The sequence below is a fragment of the Paenibacillus sp. J31R98 genome (assembly GCF_056269245.1).
Map to the genome: position 1 here is coordinate 1,791,982 of NZ_JBWDNO010000001.1, position 16,271 is coordinate 1,808,252.

15 protein-coding genes are annotated in these 16,271 nt (G+C 50.8%); 1 reads left to right on the top strand and 14 read right to left on the bottom strand.

Annotated elements, in window-relative coordinates:
- Positions 1-109 precede the first annotated feature (109 nt).
- The 10 genes from AC0YNX_RS08095 to AC0YNX_RS08140 all read right to left on the bottom strand — a co-directional run bounded on the left by AC0YNX_RS08095 (position 110) and on the right by AC0YNX_RS08140 (position 11,198).
- Entirely contained in the window at positions 110-1,306 is a 1,197-nt protein-coding gene (locus tag AC0YNX_RS08095) for a MalY/PatB family protein (protein ID WP_475815112.1), read from the bottom strand.
- A 59-nt stretch (positions 1,307-1,365) separates the two neighbouring features.
- A complete protein-coding gene (locus AC0YNX_RS08100; protein WP_475815113.1) occupies positions 1,366-2,616 on the bottom strand; it encodes an MFS transporter in 1,251 nt (416 codons plus the stop codon).
- A gap of 187 nt (positions 2,617-2,803) precedes the next feature.
- Entirely contained in the window at positions 2,804-3,724 is a 921-nt protein-coding gene (locus AC0YNX_RS08105) for a L,D-transpeptidase family protein (protein ID WP_475815114.1), read from the bottom strand.
- A gap of 26 nt (positions 3,725-3,750) precedes the next feature.
- The gene (locus tag AC0YNX_RS08110; protein ID WP_475815115.1) at positions 3,751-4,839 is read right to left on the bottom strand and encodes a hypothetical protein; all 1,089 of its coding nucleotides are present in this window, start codon (positions 4,837-4,839) and stop codon (positions 3,751-3,753) included.
- A gap of 230 nt (positions 4,840-5,069) precedes the next feature.
- Positions 5,070-5,810 carry a YheC/YheD family protein gene (locus tag AC0YNX_RS08115; RefSeq protein WP_475815116.1) on the bottom strand — a complete coding sequence of 247 codons (741 nt, stop codon included), beginning with the start codon at positions 5,808-5,810 and terminating at the stop codon, positions 5,070-5,072.
- Between the two features lie 126 nt (positions 5,811-5,936).
- A complete protein-coding gene (locus AC0YNX_RS08120) occupies positions 5,937-7,088 on the bottom strand; it encodes an MGDG synthase family glycosyltransferase (protein WP_475815117.1) in 1,152 nt (383 codons plus the stop codon).
- 41 nt (positions 7,089-7,129) lie between these two features.
- Positions 7,130-7,816: a response regulator transcription factor gene (locus AC0YNX_RS08125; RefSeq protein WP_475815118.1), complete on the bottom strand. Its 687-nt coding sequence runs from the start codon at positions 7,814-7,816 to the stop codon at positions 7,130-7,132.
- A complete protein-coding gene (locus AC0YNX_RS08130; RefSeq protein ID WP_475815119.1) occupies positions 7,813-9,288 on the bottom strand; it encodes a sensor histidine kinase in 1,476 nt (491 codons plus the stop codon). The genes AC0YNX_RS08125 and AC0YNX_RS08130 overlap by 4 nt, the downstream gene beginning before the upstream one ends.
- Positions 9,289-9,403: 115 nt before the next feature.
- Positions 9,404-10,615 (bottom strand): multidrug efflux MFS transporter, encoded by a 1,212-nt coding sequence (locus AC0YNX_RS08135; protein WP_475815120.1) that lies wholly within the window; start codon positions 10,613-10,615, stop codon positions 9,404-9,406.
- Between the two features lie 10 nt (positions 10,616-10,625).
- Positions 10,626-11,198, bottom strand: coding sequence for a cysteine hydrolase family protein (locus tag AC0YNX_RS08140; RefSeq protein WP_475815121.1), 573 nt, complete (start codon positions 11,196-11,198; stop codon positions 10,626-10,628).
- A 127-nt stretch (positions 11,199-11,325) separates the two neighbouring features.
- On the opposite strand from AC0YNX_RS08140, the gene AC0YNX_RS08145 reads away from it, so the two are divergent.
- Positions 11,326-11,940: a TetR/AcrR family transcriptional regulator gene (locus AC0YNX_RS08145; protein ID WP_475815122.1), complete on the top strand. Its 615-nt coding sequence runs from the start codon at positions 11,326-11,328 to the stop codon at positions 11,938-11,940.
- 617 nt (positions 11,941-12,557) lie between these two features.
- On the opposite strand, the gene AC0YNX_RS08150 is transcribed toward AC0YNX_RS08145, so the two are convergent.
- From AC0YNX_RS08150 to AC0YNX_RS08165, 4 genes are all read right to left on the bottom strand, one after another.
- Complete coding sequence (locus AC0YNX_RS08150; protein ID WP_475815123.1) at positions 12,558-13,094, bottom strand: HAD-IIIA family hydrolase; 537 nt, start codon at positions 13,092-13,094, stop codon at positions 12,558-12,560.
- Entirely contained in the window at positions 13,087-13,671 is a 585-nt protein-coding gene (locus tag AC0YNX_RS08155; protein ID WP_475815124.1) for a DNA-3-methyladenine glycosylase I, read from the bottom strand. Before AC0YNX_RS08155 ends, AC0YNX_RS08150 begins: the two co-directional genes overlap by 8 nt.
- Positions 13,672-13,704: 33 nt before the next feature.
- A complete protein-coding gene (locus AC0YNX_RS08160) occupies positions 13,705-14,634 on the bottom strand; it encodes a phosphotransferase family protein (RefSeq protein ID WP_475815125.1) in 930 nt (309 codons plus the stop codon).
- 130 nt (positions 14,635-14,764) lie between these two features.
- On the bottom strand, positions 14,765-16,237 hold the full coding sequence (locus AC0YNX_RS08165) for a protein adenylyltransferase SelO (RefSeq protein ID WP_475815126.1): 1,473 nt from the start codon (positions 16,235-16,237) through the stop codon (positions 14,765-14,767).
- Positions 16,238-16,271 lie beyond the last annotated feature (34 nt).

Genomic DNA, 16,271 nt, shown 5'->3' on the forward strand with positions numbered 1-16,271 from the left:
CTCCATACCTTATCAAATTAACCAATTGTACGCAGGATTGCAGAACAATGTTTCAAAATAATACCAATCCTATCTTATTCTATCAGCTGCATCGTCCAAATAGCCATTCTTAATAGCGAATCGCATGGATAGCAGCTTCGATTCGGCTGAGCGCCTCTTTCAATACAGATCGCGGGCATGCAGCATTCATACGCATGAAGCCAGCGCCTTCCTCGCCGAACGTATAACCAGGCTGCAGAATAACTCTTGCTTTGTGAGCGAAGAATCGTTCAAGCTCTTGCGCATGGAGCCCAAGTTCCCGGCAGTCTAGCCAGATGAGATACGTCCCTTCTGCTTGTATGACGTTGATCTGTGGAATTCGCGATTGGACGAACTCGGTTATTAGCTGAATGTTGCCTTGCAAATAGATAAGCAGCTCATTCAGCCATCCTTCACCTTCTCGGTAAGCCGTTTCAAGTGCGACGCAGCCGAGCGTGTTCGGCGAATCCACCCCAAGCCTACTCATAGCCTGATTAAACTGCGCACGTAACGCATCGTTAGGGATAATAACGGCTGCAGCGTGCATGCTCAGAAGATTGAACGTTTTGCTCGGGGCGATACACGTGAACGAATGAGCTGCCAGCTCCGGTGAGATTGAGCCGAATGGGATATGCTTGCGCAAGCTGTCCTCATAGACGAGATCGCAATGGATCTCGTCCGAAATAACGAGCAAATTATATTTGGCGGAAATTTGTCCTAATCGTTCCAGCTCCTCACGCTGCCACACACGGCCGATTGGATTGTGCGGACTGCACAAGATGAGCATTGTCACTGTCTGATCAAGCTCGAGCATTGCTTCCAAGCCGTCGAAGTCCATCGTGTAGCTATGGGAATCATGATCGTAGCGAAGAGGATTATTAACCGGAATACGTTCCTGATTCGTGATCATTCTTGCAAAATTATAGACAGGTGCTTGGTAGATGATCTTATCGTTTGGCTTCGTGAACGTTTCGATGATAATCGACAGAGCGGCTATGACATCCGGGCTATGGGCAATCCACGCAGGATCAATGCGCCAGTGATGCCGTCTATCCAGCCAATCGGTTATCGCTTCGAGATACGAATCCGTGCGGAACGAATAACCGAATATGCCATGCAGGACCCGCTTCCGCAAAGCCTCCACCACCTCCGGCGGCGAAGCAAAATCCATATCAGCCACCCACATCGGAATCGCGTCCTCGATGGAACCATAGCTGGCAGCAACCCCATCCCACTTGAAGCTGGAGCTATTCCTGCGATCCAGAATCCGGTCAAAATCATAGCGCATGCGCATACCTCCTACTGATTCCGTTTCCTTCTCCGATAAAAAAGAACTGCTAAGCTACATTAGCTTACCAGCTCTTCTTGTTGCTTGCGTGCTGTTGCCCTTCTGCTCAAGCTTGCACTGCTTGTGCTCAGCATTGAGCGTCCCGCCGTCAGAACCAAGCCTAACAGGACAAGACCCATGCCAGCGCTGAAGCCGTAATGCGCAAGCCAAGTCGGCATCGTACTCATCTTCCGATAGATTTCACCGCCGAGAATCGGACCCAGAAATCCGGTGAAGCCTGTCAAAGCTGCGAAGACGGCGACATAGATCGTCCGTTCCGAGCTAGGCGCCACTTCAATCGTATAATTAAATGTCAGCTGCGTGAACCCGCCAGTGCCGATGCCTAGCAGCATATGCACCAGAATGAGCACCGGAATAGCCGGAATCCATGCAATCGCGCCCCACAACAAGCAGGCTGCCGCAATAATTGGCAATGTCCATAGCAGGACTCGCTTCGTCCCATACTTGGCATTCAAGTTGCCCCACACATAGTAGCTCGCCATCATGACAATCATCTGAATCGTCGTAATAATCGTTACCCACTGGATGCTAATGCTGAGGACATCTTGCATGACATACGAGAACAATGGCACCGTCATGTTCTGGAAGAAAATCCAAGTCGCAAGGAACAAAGTCGCGCGTAAGAAGGTACGGTCCTTAAGCGGCTTCACGAGCAGCTGCATCCTATGAGATTCCTGAGACTTTTGCAATGGCAGATTCGGATAGTGGAACAAATGATAGCCATTCCACACCATACATAGTGCTGCAATCGCATACAAAACAATGAATCCGTTCTGCTTCGAGAACAATTCCAAGAGTTGACCGCCTGCAAGCACCGCAGCAGCGGCAAGTCCGCCGACGATTGTATTCCTAATGCCCATGTACCTGCCTCGCACCTGTGCCGGGATCATATCGCCGATGAGCGATGCCCAGATGACGCCTGCAATGTTCGAGCATAAGTACGACAGCAGATAAAGCGTGATGAATGTATATACCCAGTAGCTCTGGGGCAATACGAACGGAATTAGCCCTGTCAGCACCCATAGCACCCGATATAGTACTCCGTAACCGAATACATACGCTCGCCGGTTATCGACATTATGGGTCACGATTGCTGTGAATATTTGCGCCAGGTTCGCGAAGGCGGGTATCGCAAGCGCGAAGCCGATCTGCGCCGATGATGCGCCAAGATACAGCATGAATCCGGTTAGGAATGGACCTCCGAGCACGCTGCCCAGCAGCCCTCCCGAGATGCCCTCGCTCGTAATCAATTTTAAGTATTTGCGGTTGTCTGATTGTTTCCTCTTATTGGTGAATCGTTTCGTCCAATTCATCATTTTACCCCTGTTATCTATTTATTTATCTAATTTAAACGATTCACTTGGTTTTGTATACTAAAACAAAAAAAGGGCTACCACACATGGCAGCCCGCTAAGCGTATCGTATAAGTGCACTTCATTACGTACTAATTCGAATCTCTTTCTTCGCTCCATCCCAGCCGACTTGATGGCCGATCAGTTCTGCAATATCTCGTAATGGAAGCAGTAGAGCATTATCAACCATTCGCGAGCTGGTAATCGCTACGGTCTCGTCTCCTACTTTAACCGTTCCCGTTAATGCCTTGTGCGTGATGATCCGAGTGCCGATGACCGCTGTTACCGTCTTCGTCTGCTCATTCCAATTCACCGTCGCCCCTAGAAGCTCAAACACCTCTCGCATCGGAATGAACACGCGGGAATCCATCATCAGCAGCTCATCCTCAAGCTTGATCGACTTGCCATCTAGCAGTAACGAGCCAGCAAAAGGATGGATCAGCGGATAATCATGCTGCTCCGCAATCGTGTCAAAATCCAGCTTCGACGTCGTGATGATGACCTTCGTCCCTAATACAATCTGCGGATACAGCCAGTGGATTTCGTCATTCAGCATGCGAATGCAGCCTGCGCTGACATATTTGCCGATCGACTTGCTATTATTATTGCCGTGTATGGCGTAAGTCGTTCCATACGTCGAGCCTACCTGCAGCCCCAGCCATCTGTCACCTAGCGGGTTCGCCTTATCCCCGCCTGCGATATGATCCTTGTAATACGGCCTATTCTTGATCTTGTTCACGATCTTGAACGTTCCTTCCGGTGTCAGATCAGGCGATCTTCCTGTCCCCACCGAGAACGTTTTAATGTGCTCGCCATTGATATAGAACGCCAGTTGATTCGTGCGTTTATTGACAATGATCAGCTCGTTCTTGCTCTCTGCTGCGCTAGTGCTGACTGGAACAAGGAATACCCCAATGAATGCAATAAGAATCGTGAGCACGACGGACTTCATCTGGTACCGTTTCAGAAGCCAACAACCTCCAATCATATGTTGAATAATAATCAATATATGAATGGACAAATCGTTGATGATTAGAAATTGTAGCCGTAGTCATCAATTTTCCACCCGTATTTGGTTTTTACAAGCACTGCTGTCGCGTTGGTGTCATAACTACCGCCGTTATATGCTTTCTTCTGCTTCTGCACCAGCTTGACGCGGGTCTTGTCCGTCGAGTAATTGAACTGCACCTTTGCGCTCGTGAATTTAGGCAGCAGCCAAGCGTTATATTCGTTGATCTGATAGATCGGCTTGTAACCGAAGCCGTAGTCATACTTGAGACCATTGCTTAGGAAGCCGGAGATAATGTTATTGCTGAAGTAAGACTTCATCCTCGTACGGACAGTGTCGAACTCGTAGTAACCTGACATTCCCATCTGCATCGTGTAAGCTTTCTTCAACATTGCGATCGCCTGCGATGAGGTAATCGCTCCAAGCGGTTTACGAGTGCTGTCTAGCTTGCCGTCACTACCATACTGGTTAGCAACATACGTTAACTTACTCGCATTCCACTTGAAAACGATCTTGCCAACCGGATATTCCGCGCTGCTCAGCCGATCATTGCCAAGATCATACTCTCTGTTAAGGCCAACAAACTCTTCATAACCGTCTCCGTTAATGTCCTTCATGTAGACGCCGCCAGGCATCGGAGAGGCCATATACGCATAACCCACTTGCTTAAACACGCCGTATTTGGTCGTATAGACTTCCGCATCGACGTAATTGTTTCCAGTGATTACGACTGCGAGGCTTGTTTTGTAACGCGGATTCTTGATCGTTCGTACAGTGACGTGGGAATCGTAGAGATACTCGCTCGAGTAGAGCTTCGCGTATTGCAGCTTCTTCGTCGTACCAAGGCTGTACACCCCGAGATAGAAATCCTCGCTGAAGCCCATTGGATGCTTGATCCAGACGACAACTTCCCTGCTGCTGTCATTGTTCAGATCGGTAATCAGCGTATTGACATCGGCAGCCGTATATCCGCTTTGCTTCGCGAATGCAGATGTAATCAGCGCGACGTTCTTCTGAAGATCGGCTTTCGTGGCTGCTTGTGCAACAGAAACAGGTACCAGAGTAAGGATGAGTGCAAATGTGAGCATGAATAGAGTGAATCGCTTGTTCATAGTTCCTCCCAAATCTCTTTCTATCGCTAGAGTAATCTTCTATAAAAAGCCCCCATCTTCCCCCTCGAAACAGTTTAAAATTATGCATATGTGGGCATTTTTACCTAAAAGCGATTCTAGCACATGTTGTTTCTATCAACAATAACTAATTTGGAAGTTTTGTCCATAAAAAAGAACCCGAGAGGAAGTCAGACAGACCTCTTCTCAGGCACCGTATAGCCTGATCGGTATCAGGCTCTTTTTTTCGGATACATTTTGGCGTACCTCATAATGCGCTTGAATATTGTTTTGTCAGCAAGCTTCTTGAACAGATACGGATCCGGGCTCGTGTTCACTTCGAGGATCCATGGACGCAGCGACTGATCGAGCGCGACGTCGAGCCCGATCTCATAAACGCCGGGGAACGCTCTTTGCATCGCTTTCCCTGCTGTCACGCCAAGCTTGGACAGTGAATGGATTTTGGGATATACATAATTCGTATGCTCCGCGAGCAATCGGCTTGCAGAGACAAGCATGCCTCCGCCGTGGAAGTTGGTTACGATCTTGTTCTTGCCAGCTACTCTGCCGATAATGCCTGTCGTCTCCCATTGCCGGTTAGGCGAATACTGGGCCATGACGCGAAGATCAAATCTTCTTCCGTTATGCTTAAGCAGCCGAATGCCTTTCTGAACAAGATATGATTTCTTGCCGATACGCGACTGCATGGACCGGTACATGTCATCGAAATGCGCGAAGCTGCGGACACGCTCTTGCAGCTGGTAATGGTAGCCGGAAGTGCTGCGCTCCACCCGCATAACGCCTTTCCCATGCATGCCAACGACAGGCTTCACATAGACCATATCGTATTTTCTCAACAAGGATTGCAGCGATGATCTCGACAACTGGACGGTTTCGGGCACGTATTCCGACAATTCTCGTTCCCTCATGAGTGCAGCGGTCTTCTTCCATTTGCTCCCCACATAACGCGTCATGATGTTCCCCCATCTTTACCCGATTGTTAGTCCTACGCCTTATGTTCGTACGAATAAAGCTGTAAATACTGTATTCGGTTCATGACGCCGCGTTGTTAGGCTTCTATCGTCAGCCACTGTATTTAATTACGAAATAATGAGCTCATCCAGTACTTGCCGCATAATGGTTGCCGCCGCAACATCCGCTGAATTCGGAATGCTCGCATGAAGCGCGCTTCTGGTCATTTGGCGCAGCCTGTCCGGACTGCCCAGCAACCCTTTGAGAAGGATCGGCAGCTCCTGCAAGTCATCGACTCGAAGAGCCGCACCGCAATTCGTAAGATATGCAGCATTATCCTCCTCCTGGCCTGGAAGCGGATGAACGAGCACCATCGGCAGCCCCGCAGCTAGCGCTTCGGAGGATGTAAGGCCACCCGGCTTACTGATGAGCAGATCGGATGCCGCCATGAATTCGGGGATATGGTCCGTGTAGCCTGTGAGGAGCGCTGGGATCTGATGCAAGTGGACGAGCTGCGTGAGCTCCGATTGAAGCTTCGCATTACGCCCGCAGACGACAATAAACTGGACCTTGCCGCTAAGCAGCCGATGAGCGCTGCGCATCGTTTCGCCAATTCCGCGGGCAACCAACCCTTCTCCCCCGCCCATGATCATCACAGTCGGCAGATCAGGTTGAAGATTGAACAAACTCCTCGCGGCTTGACTCGGCGGCAAACCGTAGAAGGCGGATTGAACGGGAATACCCGTTATTTCAATTCGATTGGCTGGGATGCCCACTTGCCGCAGACGTTCAGCGACGGAGCTGCTGCCGACGAGATAGAGATCAGTGTGCGGGTATAGCCAGTAGCTGTGGTCGGTATAATCCGTAATGACCGTCGTGCAAGGAACATTGATGAGTCCAGCCCCCTTCAGCGAGGAGACTGCTCCAGCTGCGACTGGAAACGTAGACACAATTGCCGATGGCTTGATCCGCTCTATAAGTGCATGCAATCTGCGAAGTCCAAGCTTCTGAATGGTCTTGAGCGTATTCGAAATTGCGCCTCGCTGCCTCGTCTTGCGGAACAGAAAACCATAGGTCCGCGGAAAATGGTGAATGCTGCGCAAATACATATATTTACTGACCGGATTCATAATCGGATGCGTGATGGACATCACGTCGACAATCTTCACTTGCAAGTGCGGATACCGCTGCTTCAGCGAATCTTCCAGCGCCTCCGACGCTTTGAGATGCCCCGCTCCGTAATCTCCGGTCAGAATGAGCACAGCTCCATGATGGCTCATGGCTAGCCGCCTCCTTCCTGTTATGATGTTGCTGGCGGCCATCACCCTTTAAACCGATAACCTGTGCCCCATACCGTCTCCACGTAAGTCGGATTCGCCGAGTCCGCTTCAATCTTCTCGCGGATCTTGCGGATATGCACGGTGACGGTTTGCAGATCTCCCATTGCATCAACGCCCCAGATTCGTTCGAACAGATGCTCCTTCGAGAACACCCGATTCGGATGACTAGCTAGAAAATAGAGCAGATCGAATTCCTTGGTCGTGAGCACGGTCTCTGTTTCATTCACCAGTACGCTGCGCGTATCCGGATCCATATACAAGCCGCGAATGTGGATGTCATTCTTCGCTTCCTTCAAGCCGATAAGACGATCGTACCGCGCGAGATGGGCTTTCACTCTGGCAACTAGTTCTGCTGGCTTGAATGGCTTCGTAATATAATCGTCCGCGCCTAAACCGAGCCCTCTGATGACGTCGATATCCTCGCGCCTTGAAGTCACCATGAGAATCGGAACGTCCTTCTTCTCGCGGACTCGCTTGCAGACATCGAACCCGTTCATCTTCGGCAGCATCAAATCGAGAATGATCAAGTCGAAGGAGCCATTCAAGCTAAGCTGCAGCCCCTGCTCACCATCTGCAGCGATATCGACTTTAAATCCGCTGATTTCAAGATAATCCCGTTGCAGCTCCGAGATTGTAAGGTCATCTTCAATAATTAGAATGGATTTCATGCGCTCGTACTCCCTTGTGTGATGGGGATCGTCAATTGAATCGTTGTGCCTTCGGTCAGCTTGCTGTTTGCAGCAATTGCTCCGCCATGGCCTTCCATGATCTGTTTGGCTATGGCAAGCCCGAGCCCGCTTCCGCCTGTGCTCACATTGCGAGACTGATCCACGCGGTAGAACCTCTCGAATATATGCTGCAGCGAATCCTGATCAATACCGGTCCCATTATCTGTCAGCTCAAGCACCGCGGCATTCGATTGCAGATAGGCGGTAATGCGAATTTGCGGTATCGGTTTATCCATGTACCGTTCGCTGTTCTGAATAATATTGTTCAGCACGCGGCGGAAGTGGTCGCGGTCCATCGTCACGACAACATCGCCAGACAGCTGAATATCCGTTTGCAGCGCGATGCCCTTCTTCTCGAGCTCGAATTGCAGCTCCTCCGACCAATCTTGCACGAAAGGCAGAAGAACCACCTCTTCGAACTGGAATGGCTGACGATTCAAATCCAGCTTCGAGTAGAGGAACAGCTCGTTGATGAGATGATCCAGCTCATCTGCTTTCACCGCAATCGTCCGCATGTATTTGTCATTCTTCTCCGGCGTGTCGGCAACCCCTTCCATGATGCCGTCCACATAGCCGCGAATAGCGGTTAGCGGCGTCCGCAGATCATGCGAGATGCTCGCGAGCAGCTCTTTGCGGTTTGCTTCGTATTGCCGCTGCACTTCAAGCGACTCCTGGAGTCTGGATCGCATCTCTTCGAATGCGGTCCCAAGCTGCCCGATTTCATCCTTGCGTGCAACATCGAGCTGAAAGTCCAGCCGTCCCTCCTTGATCTCGCTAGCAGCTTTCCGCAGCGCTTGCAGCGGCTTGATAATATTCTTAGACATATAGGTTGTCAAGATGAGATGCGTCCCGATCAGTATGACTAGAAGCGCAATGAACATTGCTCCAAAATATTGGTGGATGAAATAAACGACGGGATTTATCCCCGTGATGATGAACACCGTGCTCATCTTCTTGTCGCTGCTAAGCAGATCATATTGGATATATTGATAGTCCATATTGCCGAGCTTGCGCACGTGGTCACGGGTAACGATGTTCGGTCCTTTGAATGCCGGCAGGCTTGACATAAGCTCCGGCGTTTTGCCGATGATATCCGAATGATAAACAATGGCGCTATCCAGGCGAATAAGCATGCCTGCATCGTTCTTCTGCAGCTCTGTCGTTAATTCGTTCAAATAATTCGAATCGATCAGCAGCTTCGGATCGCGCTCAATGGAGCGTCTCATCTCCTTCGCGACATGCTCCACGACCTCATGGTCGAACATATTTTCCGTCGATTCGTAGGCTCCTTGCACCGACGATAGCTCCCCCTTGAGAGAAACGAGCAGCAGCGAAGTGATGATAAGGATTAAGATTAGCGGGATGATCAACATGGCCGCATAGGATACTAATAATTTCAAGCGAATGGACATGCAGCTTTCTTCTCCTCGCGAGTGGCAGCTTCCTAGTCTTTTGAATAAGCGTACAGGATGCTCCTTAATTAAACGTGAATCATTTCTTAAAAAAGTATGAACAAAATCCCGCCAGCTATTTGGCGGGATTCATCAATTGCATATGCTCTACCTTCCTATACACTTGGAAGTATACCCAGACTGCGTTGATAAGTAGCAGAGCGCTCGTAATCAGGAAGACATATTCAACGCCAAACCAAGCTGCCACTTGACCGCCAAGCAGAGATCCGCTGAATACGCCCAGATACGCAGCCCCCATGCTAAGTCCGAACACGCGTCCGGTAATTGCCGCAGGTGTAATTCGCTTAATGATTGTATTCACTACCGGCGTCAGTCCCGCTGACGACAGACCGAGAATGAAGCGAAGCACCATCAGCTGCCATGGACTCGTGACAAAAGCTTGCGGGATAAATGTCACGCCAGCGACGATCAGCGCAGCGAGAATGACTTTATGTGTGCCAATGCGGTCAGACAGCTTGCCTAGCCTTGGAGCCGCGATAATATTGGCTAGACCGGAGGCAGAGAAGATTACGCCGGCGAGCAGTGCCACATGATGGGAGTTGCTAGATAGCTGTGTCACATAGACCGTCAGCACGGGTTCCACGGAATAGAGTGCGATCGTCAGTACGAAGAACGTAACGAGCATCATGACTGTCAGGCTCTTGTGAGGCACTGCTTCCCACACTTCCTTCATGCGAAGCGTCTTCTTATGCTGCCGAGTGAAGTTCTCTTGCACGAAGAACAATGTCGTAAGGAACGCAACCATCATGAATGCGCCGGTAATGAAGAAGACGTCTTGCATCCCGAAGTTCTCTGCAATAAAGCCCCCGATAGTCGGTCCAAGCAGTGATCCTGCAATACTTGACGTAGAGAGCGTTCCCAGCGCCCAGCCTGCATGCTCATTATCGGTCTGCGTAGCAATTAGCGTCGTACATGCGGTACCGTAGCCAGTAATAATTCCTTGCAGCATGCGCAAGCCAATTAATACATACACATGATGGGCGAATCCCATACTGAAGATAACAATAGCCATGCCTAGACTCGCCCGCAGCAGCATGGGCTTGCGCCCAAACTTATCTGCCGCCTGCCCCCAGATCGGGGAGAAGATCGCCGAGACGATGAAGGTGATACCGAAGGCGATGCCTGAGTATTGGGAGATCGCATCCGTATCGTCGACGCCAAGATGCTTGATATAGAGCGGCAGCACCGGCGCTATCTGGCTCATTCCGATGCTCGTGACGAACATCCCGAACCAGCAGACGAATAAATTTCTTTTCCATATGGGCATAACGATCAGCCTACACCTTCAAGCTGTCGATCCATGTGTCAACGGTGAGCACATCTGCTTGTCGCGGGAATACTTTCTCCGTAAGTACGCGATGCACCTCGGGATCTGCGTCAAGGCAAGCATCAGACAGCACTTGGATGGCAAAATCTTTATCAGCCGCTTCGCGAAGGGTCGACAGCACAACGCCGCTAGTTGCAATACCGCTCAGGATAAGCGTGTCGATCTGGCGCGAACGCAGAATAAGCTCTAAGTCGCTAGAGGCAAACGCGCTGACGCGTCTCTTCGTGATTACTTGCTCGCCCGGCCCTGGCTTCACGGCATCGTGAATTTGAGTCGCATGGTCATCTACGGTCATGCCGCCGAAGTTCGCAATTTGCGAAAATGCTTTGTTGCGCGGGCTTACGTCCGGATAACCTTCACGGAAAGCAACTCGAATGAAATAAACAGGTATGTTATGCTCGCGGGCAGCCTCGACTGCCTTCTGAAATGGCAGCAGAAGTTCCATGTTCTGTGCGAAACGGGATACGATCCCGTTTTGTAAATCCATCACTAATAGTGCAGCATTGCCGGTAGGTGTAGACATTGTGTACACTCCTCTTCGTATATGATAGCATTAAGCGGAGAACTCTCCTCTTCATATTAAGTGGAGACCTCTCCATTTGTCAACGTAGATTCATAATCGAACTTAAACACTAGGACGTGAACATACCATGAGTGAATCCGATAAATTAATCCCTACTCGCACAGAACGCCGGGATGCAGCAGAGAACCGGCAGCGCATCTTGGACGCGGCGCTTCGATTATTCGAGCAGCATGGCGTGGAGCAAGTCAGCATGAACCAAATTGCGACTGAAGCCCAGATCGGCCCGGGGACCCTCTACCGTCGCTATCGCAACAAGAGTGAGCTGTGCCTTGATCTAATCAAGGATAATCTCGTCATGTTGTTCGAAGATATCGAAGCCTATCTGGAGCTGAACCGAGAAGCTCTGCCAGAGGTACGGCTCAAGGGTATTCTTACTCTCTTTATTCGGTTCAGAGAAACGAAGACGCAGCTTGTCACCGGCGTGGAAGATACGGCACAGACCAGCAAGCCGAAGTCGCGTAATCGCAGTCCGTTATATGACGAGCTGCATGGGCTGCTTGTTAAGCACTTCGACGAGATCGAGGCTCTCGGCGGGCAGCAGCAGAATACGAACAGCGTGTTCAAAGCTGATCTGCTTCTCACGGCGCTAAGCAGCGACGCCTACTTGTTCCAACGCGATGTACGCGGCTATACGGCTGACGAGATTGTTGAGCACCTGTGCGCGACGTTTATTGGCAAATAATAAGGACGCCCCTGTGAGGGGGCGTCCTTATTCAGGCTGACGAGAAAGTCTCGACAGTCTGAGAGTGGGATTTTTACACTCTCAGAGCTGCAATCGGCCGTTTTCCTTGCTGAGAGTTCGTTTTTTGTACTCTCAGCTTCGCCATGCTGCCGATATCGGCTGCTTCCCACTCTGAGAGTTCTATTTTTCAACTCTCAGGGCTGCAATCGGCTGATTTCCTTGCTGAGAGTTCGATTTTTGTACTATCAGCTTCGCCAAGCAGCCAATATCGGCTGCTTCCCACTCTGAGAGTTCAATTTTTCAACTCTCAGAGCTGCAATCGGCCGTTTTCCTTGCTGAGAGTTCGATTTTTGTACTATCAGCTTCGCCAAGCAGCCAATATCGGCTGCTTCCCACTCTGAGAGTTCAATTTTTCAACTCTCAGATCTGCAATCGGCTGTTTTCCTTGCTGAGAGTTCGATTTTTACACTCTCAGCTTCGCCAAGCAGCCAATATCGGCTGCTACCCACTGTGAGAGTCTCTCCGGAACCCTGAAAGTGACGTGAGTTTGCCGACACACTGAAGAACGCCCTAATGAGGGGCGTTCCTATTGCTGTCCTTTTTGCTATATTCTTATCCTAGCCGAGATTGGTAATGAGCCACTTCACCCCATCCAGAAGATCATCCGCTTCATAATCAGGCGATGCCTGGTCATACCACTTATGCCGGTAAGTATCGAGCGAACTTTGCCCCCAGCCAGTCTTGACGATAACTTTATGCGCTCCAACAGCTGCTGCAGCAAGCATGTCTGTTGATCCAACATCGCCGATGACTGCACAGCGCGCAAGGTCGAGTTGATGCTCTTGTGAGGCAAGGTGCAGCAGGCCTGGGCGTGGCTTATGGCAGTCGCAGCCGTCTTCCGGCTCATGCGGACAAATATACGATGCGTCAAATCCATATGACTCGAATTGTTCGATGAACTCTTGCTCAGTCGCAAGTCCTTTGGCAATATTATGCTGATTTGTGAGGGCGATCACTTTAATTCCCTTGTCTTTCAATAAGCGCAACGCTTCCTGTGCACCTGGGAATAATACAAAATCACGCGGATGGATAAAACGCCCCGTTCCTCCGATAGTGCCATCCCGATCAATGAATACAGCCTGCAATCTAGACATGCAGTCCCCTCCTCACATACCAATCGCAATCCATTGTATGGTCATTGACCATGCCACTCGCTTGCATGTATGCATAGCAGATTGTCGAGCCGACGAATTTGAATCCACGTTTCTTCAAGTCCTTGCTCATCGCATCCGATTGCGGCGTCGTCGCGGGAACTTCTCCCTTTGTTCGCCAATGATTATGAACCGGCTCCCCGCCGACAAACTGCCAGATGTACTTATCGAAGCTGCCATACGCAGCCTGCACGTTTAAGAAACACTTTGCGTTCGTAATCGCGGATTGTATCTTCAGCCGGTTGCGGATGATCGCAGGATTGCCCACCAGCTCGTCCACTTTTGCATCGTCATAAGCAACAATCCGCTCCGGATGGAACCCGTCGAAGGCTTCCCGATAACCTTCACGCTTCTGCAGAACCGTATACCAACTGAGGCCTGCTTGAGCGCCTTCTAGAACGAGCAGCTCGAACAGCTTCTGATCGTCATGGACAGGTACGCCCCACTCGTGATCATGATAGTCCATATATAACGGGTCTTCATTAACCCATGCACAGCGTGCAGGCGACAAGCTTTCCATACTTAGAATACTTCCTTTCCATTCCAGCTCCGCTTAGGTAACGAGATTAATTAATTTATGACGCAGTCCTTGATAAGCGTCCTCCCAGCCCATCTTCGCATAGAAGCGCATCGCATCAAGCCCTTTGAAATAACTCGCGCCTAGCAAGCGTTCTTCAAAGTTCGGAATAACAATCCCCTTGTCTTGAACATGCTGCTTATAGGCTGCAACGACGTCCAGCTCGTCTAATGTGCCGGTCAGCGTCTCCAGATCGAGCAGATAGTCGCCATATACGCAATTGCCATCAATGATGCCCGTGATCCGCTCGCCATTCGACATGATATTCCAAGGATGAAAGTCGCCATGGACAAAATGACGATGAGGTTCATTGAACGGAGCGTACTGCTGCAACCGAGCATAACACTCGTCGAAAATCTCCTTTTCCAAGAAGGTCGTCTTGAAAAGGTCGTGCCAACCTTCCCAGAAGTTCCCCGTCTGGTCCTCCGCGTAGAAAGACTCAATATGTGCCATCCACGTCGGTGATGTCCCGTTGCCATCTGGTTTGATCCAGCCATAGCCATTCGTCTGATCAATCTGAATTTCATTCATCTGCACCAAGATCCGGATTAACTCAGGAAGCTGAGCTGCCTTCTGCTCATCCGAACAATCGATCAGCATCGCCCCTGGCACACGCTCAAGGATGGAATAGGATAATGTATGGACTTGCCCTTGTCCAAGACAGCGCGGGAAAGGCACGCCATGACTCGTTAATAGTCCCGACACGAAACGCTCTGTATCGTATGCACCTGCCAGATCGCTGAACTTAATGACCCCTTCTCGCCCGTCAAACTGAAACGAGAACACACGGCTAAGATTCCCGCCTGTCATTGGCATGAGTTCGGTGATCTGGCTTGTCCCTAATTGTGCAGTTAAGATCTGTTCGATTTCCGTTGTATGGATAACTGGCTTCTCATATGCGGTCATGCTAGCTTCACCTACTCCCGATGGGATTTACAATTACAGGAAATAGTGTACCGTAAAAATAAAAAAGACGATAGACATTTTCGGATGTCCATCGCCTGTCTCCCGCCTCGAAACTCGATCTTGCAGAGAATCACGTCCCGCAGAAAGTCCGATAAGGCCTGCCATTCTGCGATGGCAGCTCCGCGTACGGCTCCTGTTCAGCCGTATGCGCGAACGGGTTCGACAGCGCTGCGAGCAGCTGCTCCATGACGCTATAGTCGCCTTGCTCCGCTGCAGCGAGCGACTCTTCTACCCGGTGATTACGCGGAATAACAGCAGGATTGCTGTTCCGCATGAGCTGTTGCACCGACTCAGACGTCTCCGCCTGCCGTCCAAGTCTAGCCTGCCAACGCTCCAGCCACTCTGCGAAATCAGCACTGCACGACATCGCGATCTCGTCCATGCGACCAAACGTTAATGCTCGGAATGTGTTCGTGTAGTCCGCCCCTTGCTGCTGCATCATACGAAGCAAGTCTTCAATAAGCGTCTCGTCTTCCGCCTCGGCACCGAATAAACCAAGCTTCTCTCGCATGCCCGCTAACCAATGCCCGTGGTATAGCTCTGCGAACTTGCCAAGCTCTTCTTCTGCAAGCTTGATCGCCTGCTCTTCATCGGAATGGAGCAGTGGCAGCAATGTTTCGGCGAACCGAGCCAGATTCCAAACCGCAATCTTCGGCTGGTTGCCATACGCGTATCGCCCTTCTCTGTCGATGGAGCTGAATACGGTATCAAGGCTATAGGCATCGATGAACGCGCACGGTCCGTAATCGATCGTCTCGCCGCTGATCGCCATATTATCCGTATTCATCACGCCATGGATGAAGCCGACCAGCATCCATTTGGCAATCAATGATGCTTGCCTCTTGATCACTTCCTGCAGCAGACAGAGATAACTGTTCTCGTCACCTGCAATCTCAGGATAATGCCGCTCGACAGTGTAATCCGCCAGCTCGCGAAGCTCATCAACATGCCCCTTCGCAGCTGCGTACTGGAACGTGCCTACCCGCAGATGGCTGGCAGCGACACGAGTCAGTATCGCGCCTTGCAGCTCGCTCTCGCGGATAATCGACTGACCTGTCGTCACGACGGCCAGACTTCGTGTCGTCGGGATGCCGAGCGCGTGCATCGCTTCGCTGATGATATGTTCGCGCAGCATCGGTCCGAGCGCCGCTCGCCCATCGCCGCTTCTGGAATACGGCGTAGCTCCCGAGCCTTTCAGCTGAATGTCGAACCGTTCACCCGTCGGCGTGATCTGTTCGCTGATCAGCATCGCACGTCCGTCGCCGAGCATATTGAAGTAACCGAACTGATGCCCCGCGTAAGCCTGAGCTAGCGGCGCTGCACCATCAGGAACCTCGTTGCCAGCAAACACGGCGACCGCCTCATCCGTTCTTAACGCATCTGCATGTAACCCAAGCGCTGCCGCCACCGGTTCATTCAGAACAGCCAGCTTCGGCGCGCGCACTGGCGTTGGTTTCATCCGTGTATAGAAAGACTGAGGCAACCGGGCATAGCTGTTATCCAAGTTCCAGCCCGCTTCACTCGCAGTAGATTGATTAGACATGATACCCCTTCTTTCTTGGCAAAAACTTCATTAG

Excerpts from the sequence above, each read along its gene's own strand:
- AC0YNX_RS08095 (WP_475815112.1), bottom strand. The coding sequence starts at position 1,306 with ATGCGCTATGATTTTGACCGGATTCTGGATCGCAGGAATAGCTCCAGC.
- AC0YNX_RS08110 (WP_475815115.1), bottom strand. The coding sequence starts at position 4,839 with ATGAACAAGCGATTCACTCTATTCATGCTCACATTTGCACTCATCCTT.
- AC0YNX_RS08115 (WP_475815116.1), bottom strand. The coding sequence starts at position 5,810 with ATGACGCGTTATGTGGGGAGCAAATGGAAGAAGACCGCTGCACTCATG.
- AC0YNX_RS08120 (WP_475815117.1), bottom strand. The coding sequence starts at position 7,088 with ATGAGCCATCATGGAGCTGTGCTCATTCTGACCGGAGATTACGGAGCG.
- AC0YNX_RS08125 (WP_475815118.1), bottom strand. The coding sequence starts at position 7,816 with ATGAAATCCATTCTAATTATTGAAGATGACCTTACAATCTCGGAGCTG.
- AC0YNX_RS08130 (WP_475815119.1), bottom strand. The coding sequence starts at position 9,288 with ATGTCCATTCGCTTGAAATTATTAGTATCCTATGCGGCCATGTTGATC.
- AC0YNX_RS08135 (WP_475815120.1), bottom strand. The coding sequence starts at position 10,615 with ATGCCCATATGGAAAAGAAATTTATTCGTCTGCTGGTTCGGGATGTTC.
- AC0YNX_RS08140 (WP_475815121.1), bottom strand. The coding sequence starts at position 11,198 with ATGTCTACACCTACCGGCAATGCTGCACTATTAGTGATGGATTTACAA.
- AC0YNX_RS08145 (WP_475815122.1), top strand. The coding sequence starts at position 11,326 with ATGAGTGAATCCGATAAATTAATCCCTACTCGCACAGAACGCCGGGAT.
- AC0YNX_RS08150 (WP_475815123.1), bottom strand. The coding sequence starts at position 13,094 with ATGTCTAGATTGCAGGCTGTATTCATTGATCGGGATGGCACTATCGGA.
- AC0YNX_RS08155 (WP_475815124.1), bottom strand. The coding sequence starts at position 13,671 with ATGGAAAGCTTGTCGCCTGCACGCTGTGCATGGGTTAATGAAGACCCG.
- AC0YNX_RS08160 (WP_475815125.1), bottom strand. The coding sequence starts at position 14,634 with ATGACCGCATATGAGAAGCCAGTTATCCATACAACGGAAATCGAACAG.
- AC0YNX_RS08165 (WP_475815126.1), bottom strand. The coding sequence starts at position 16,237 with ATGTCTAATCAATCTACTGCGAGTGAAGCGGGCTGGAACTTGGATAAC.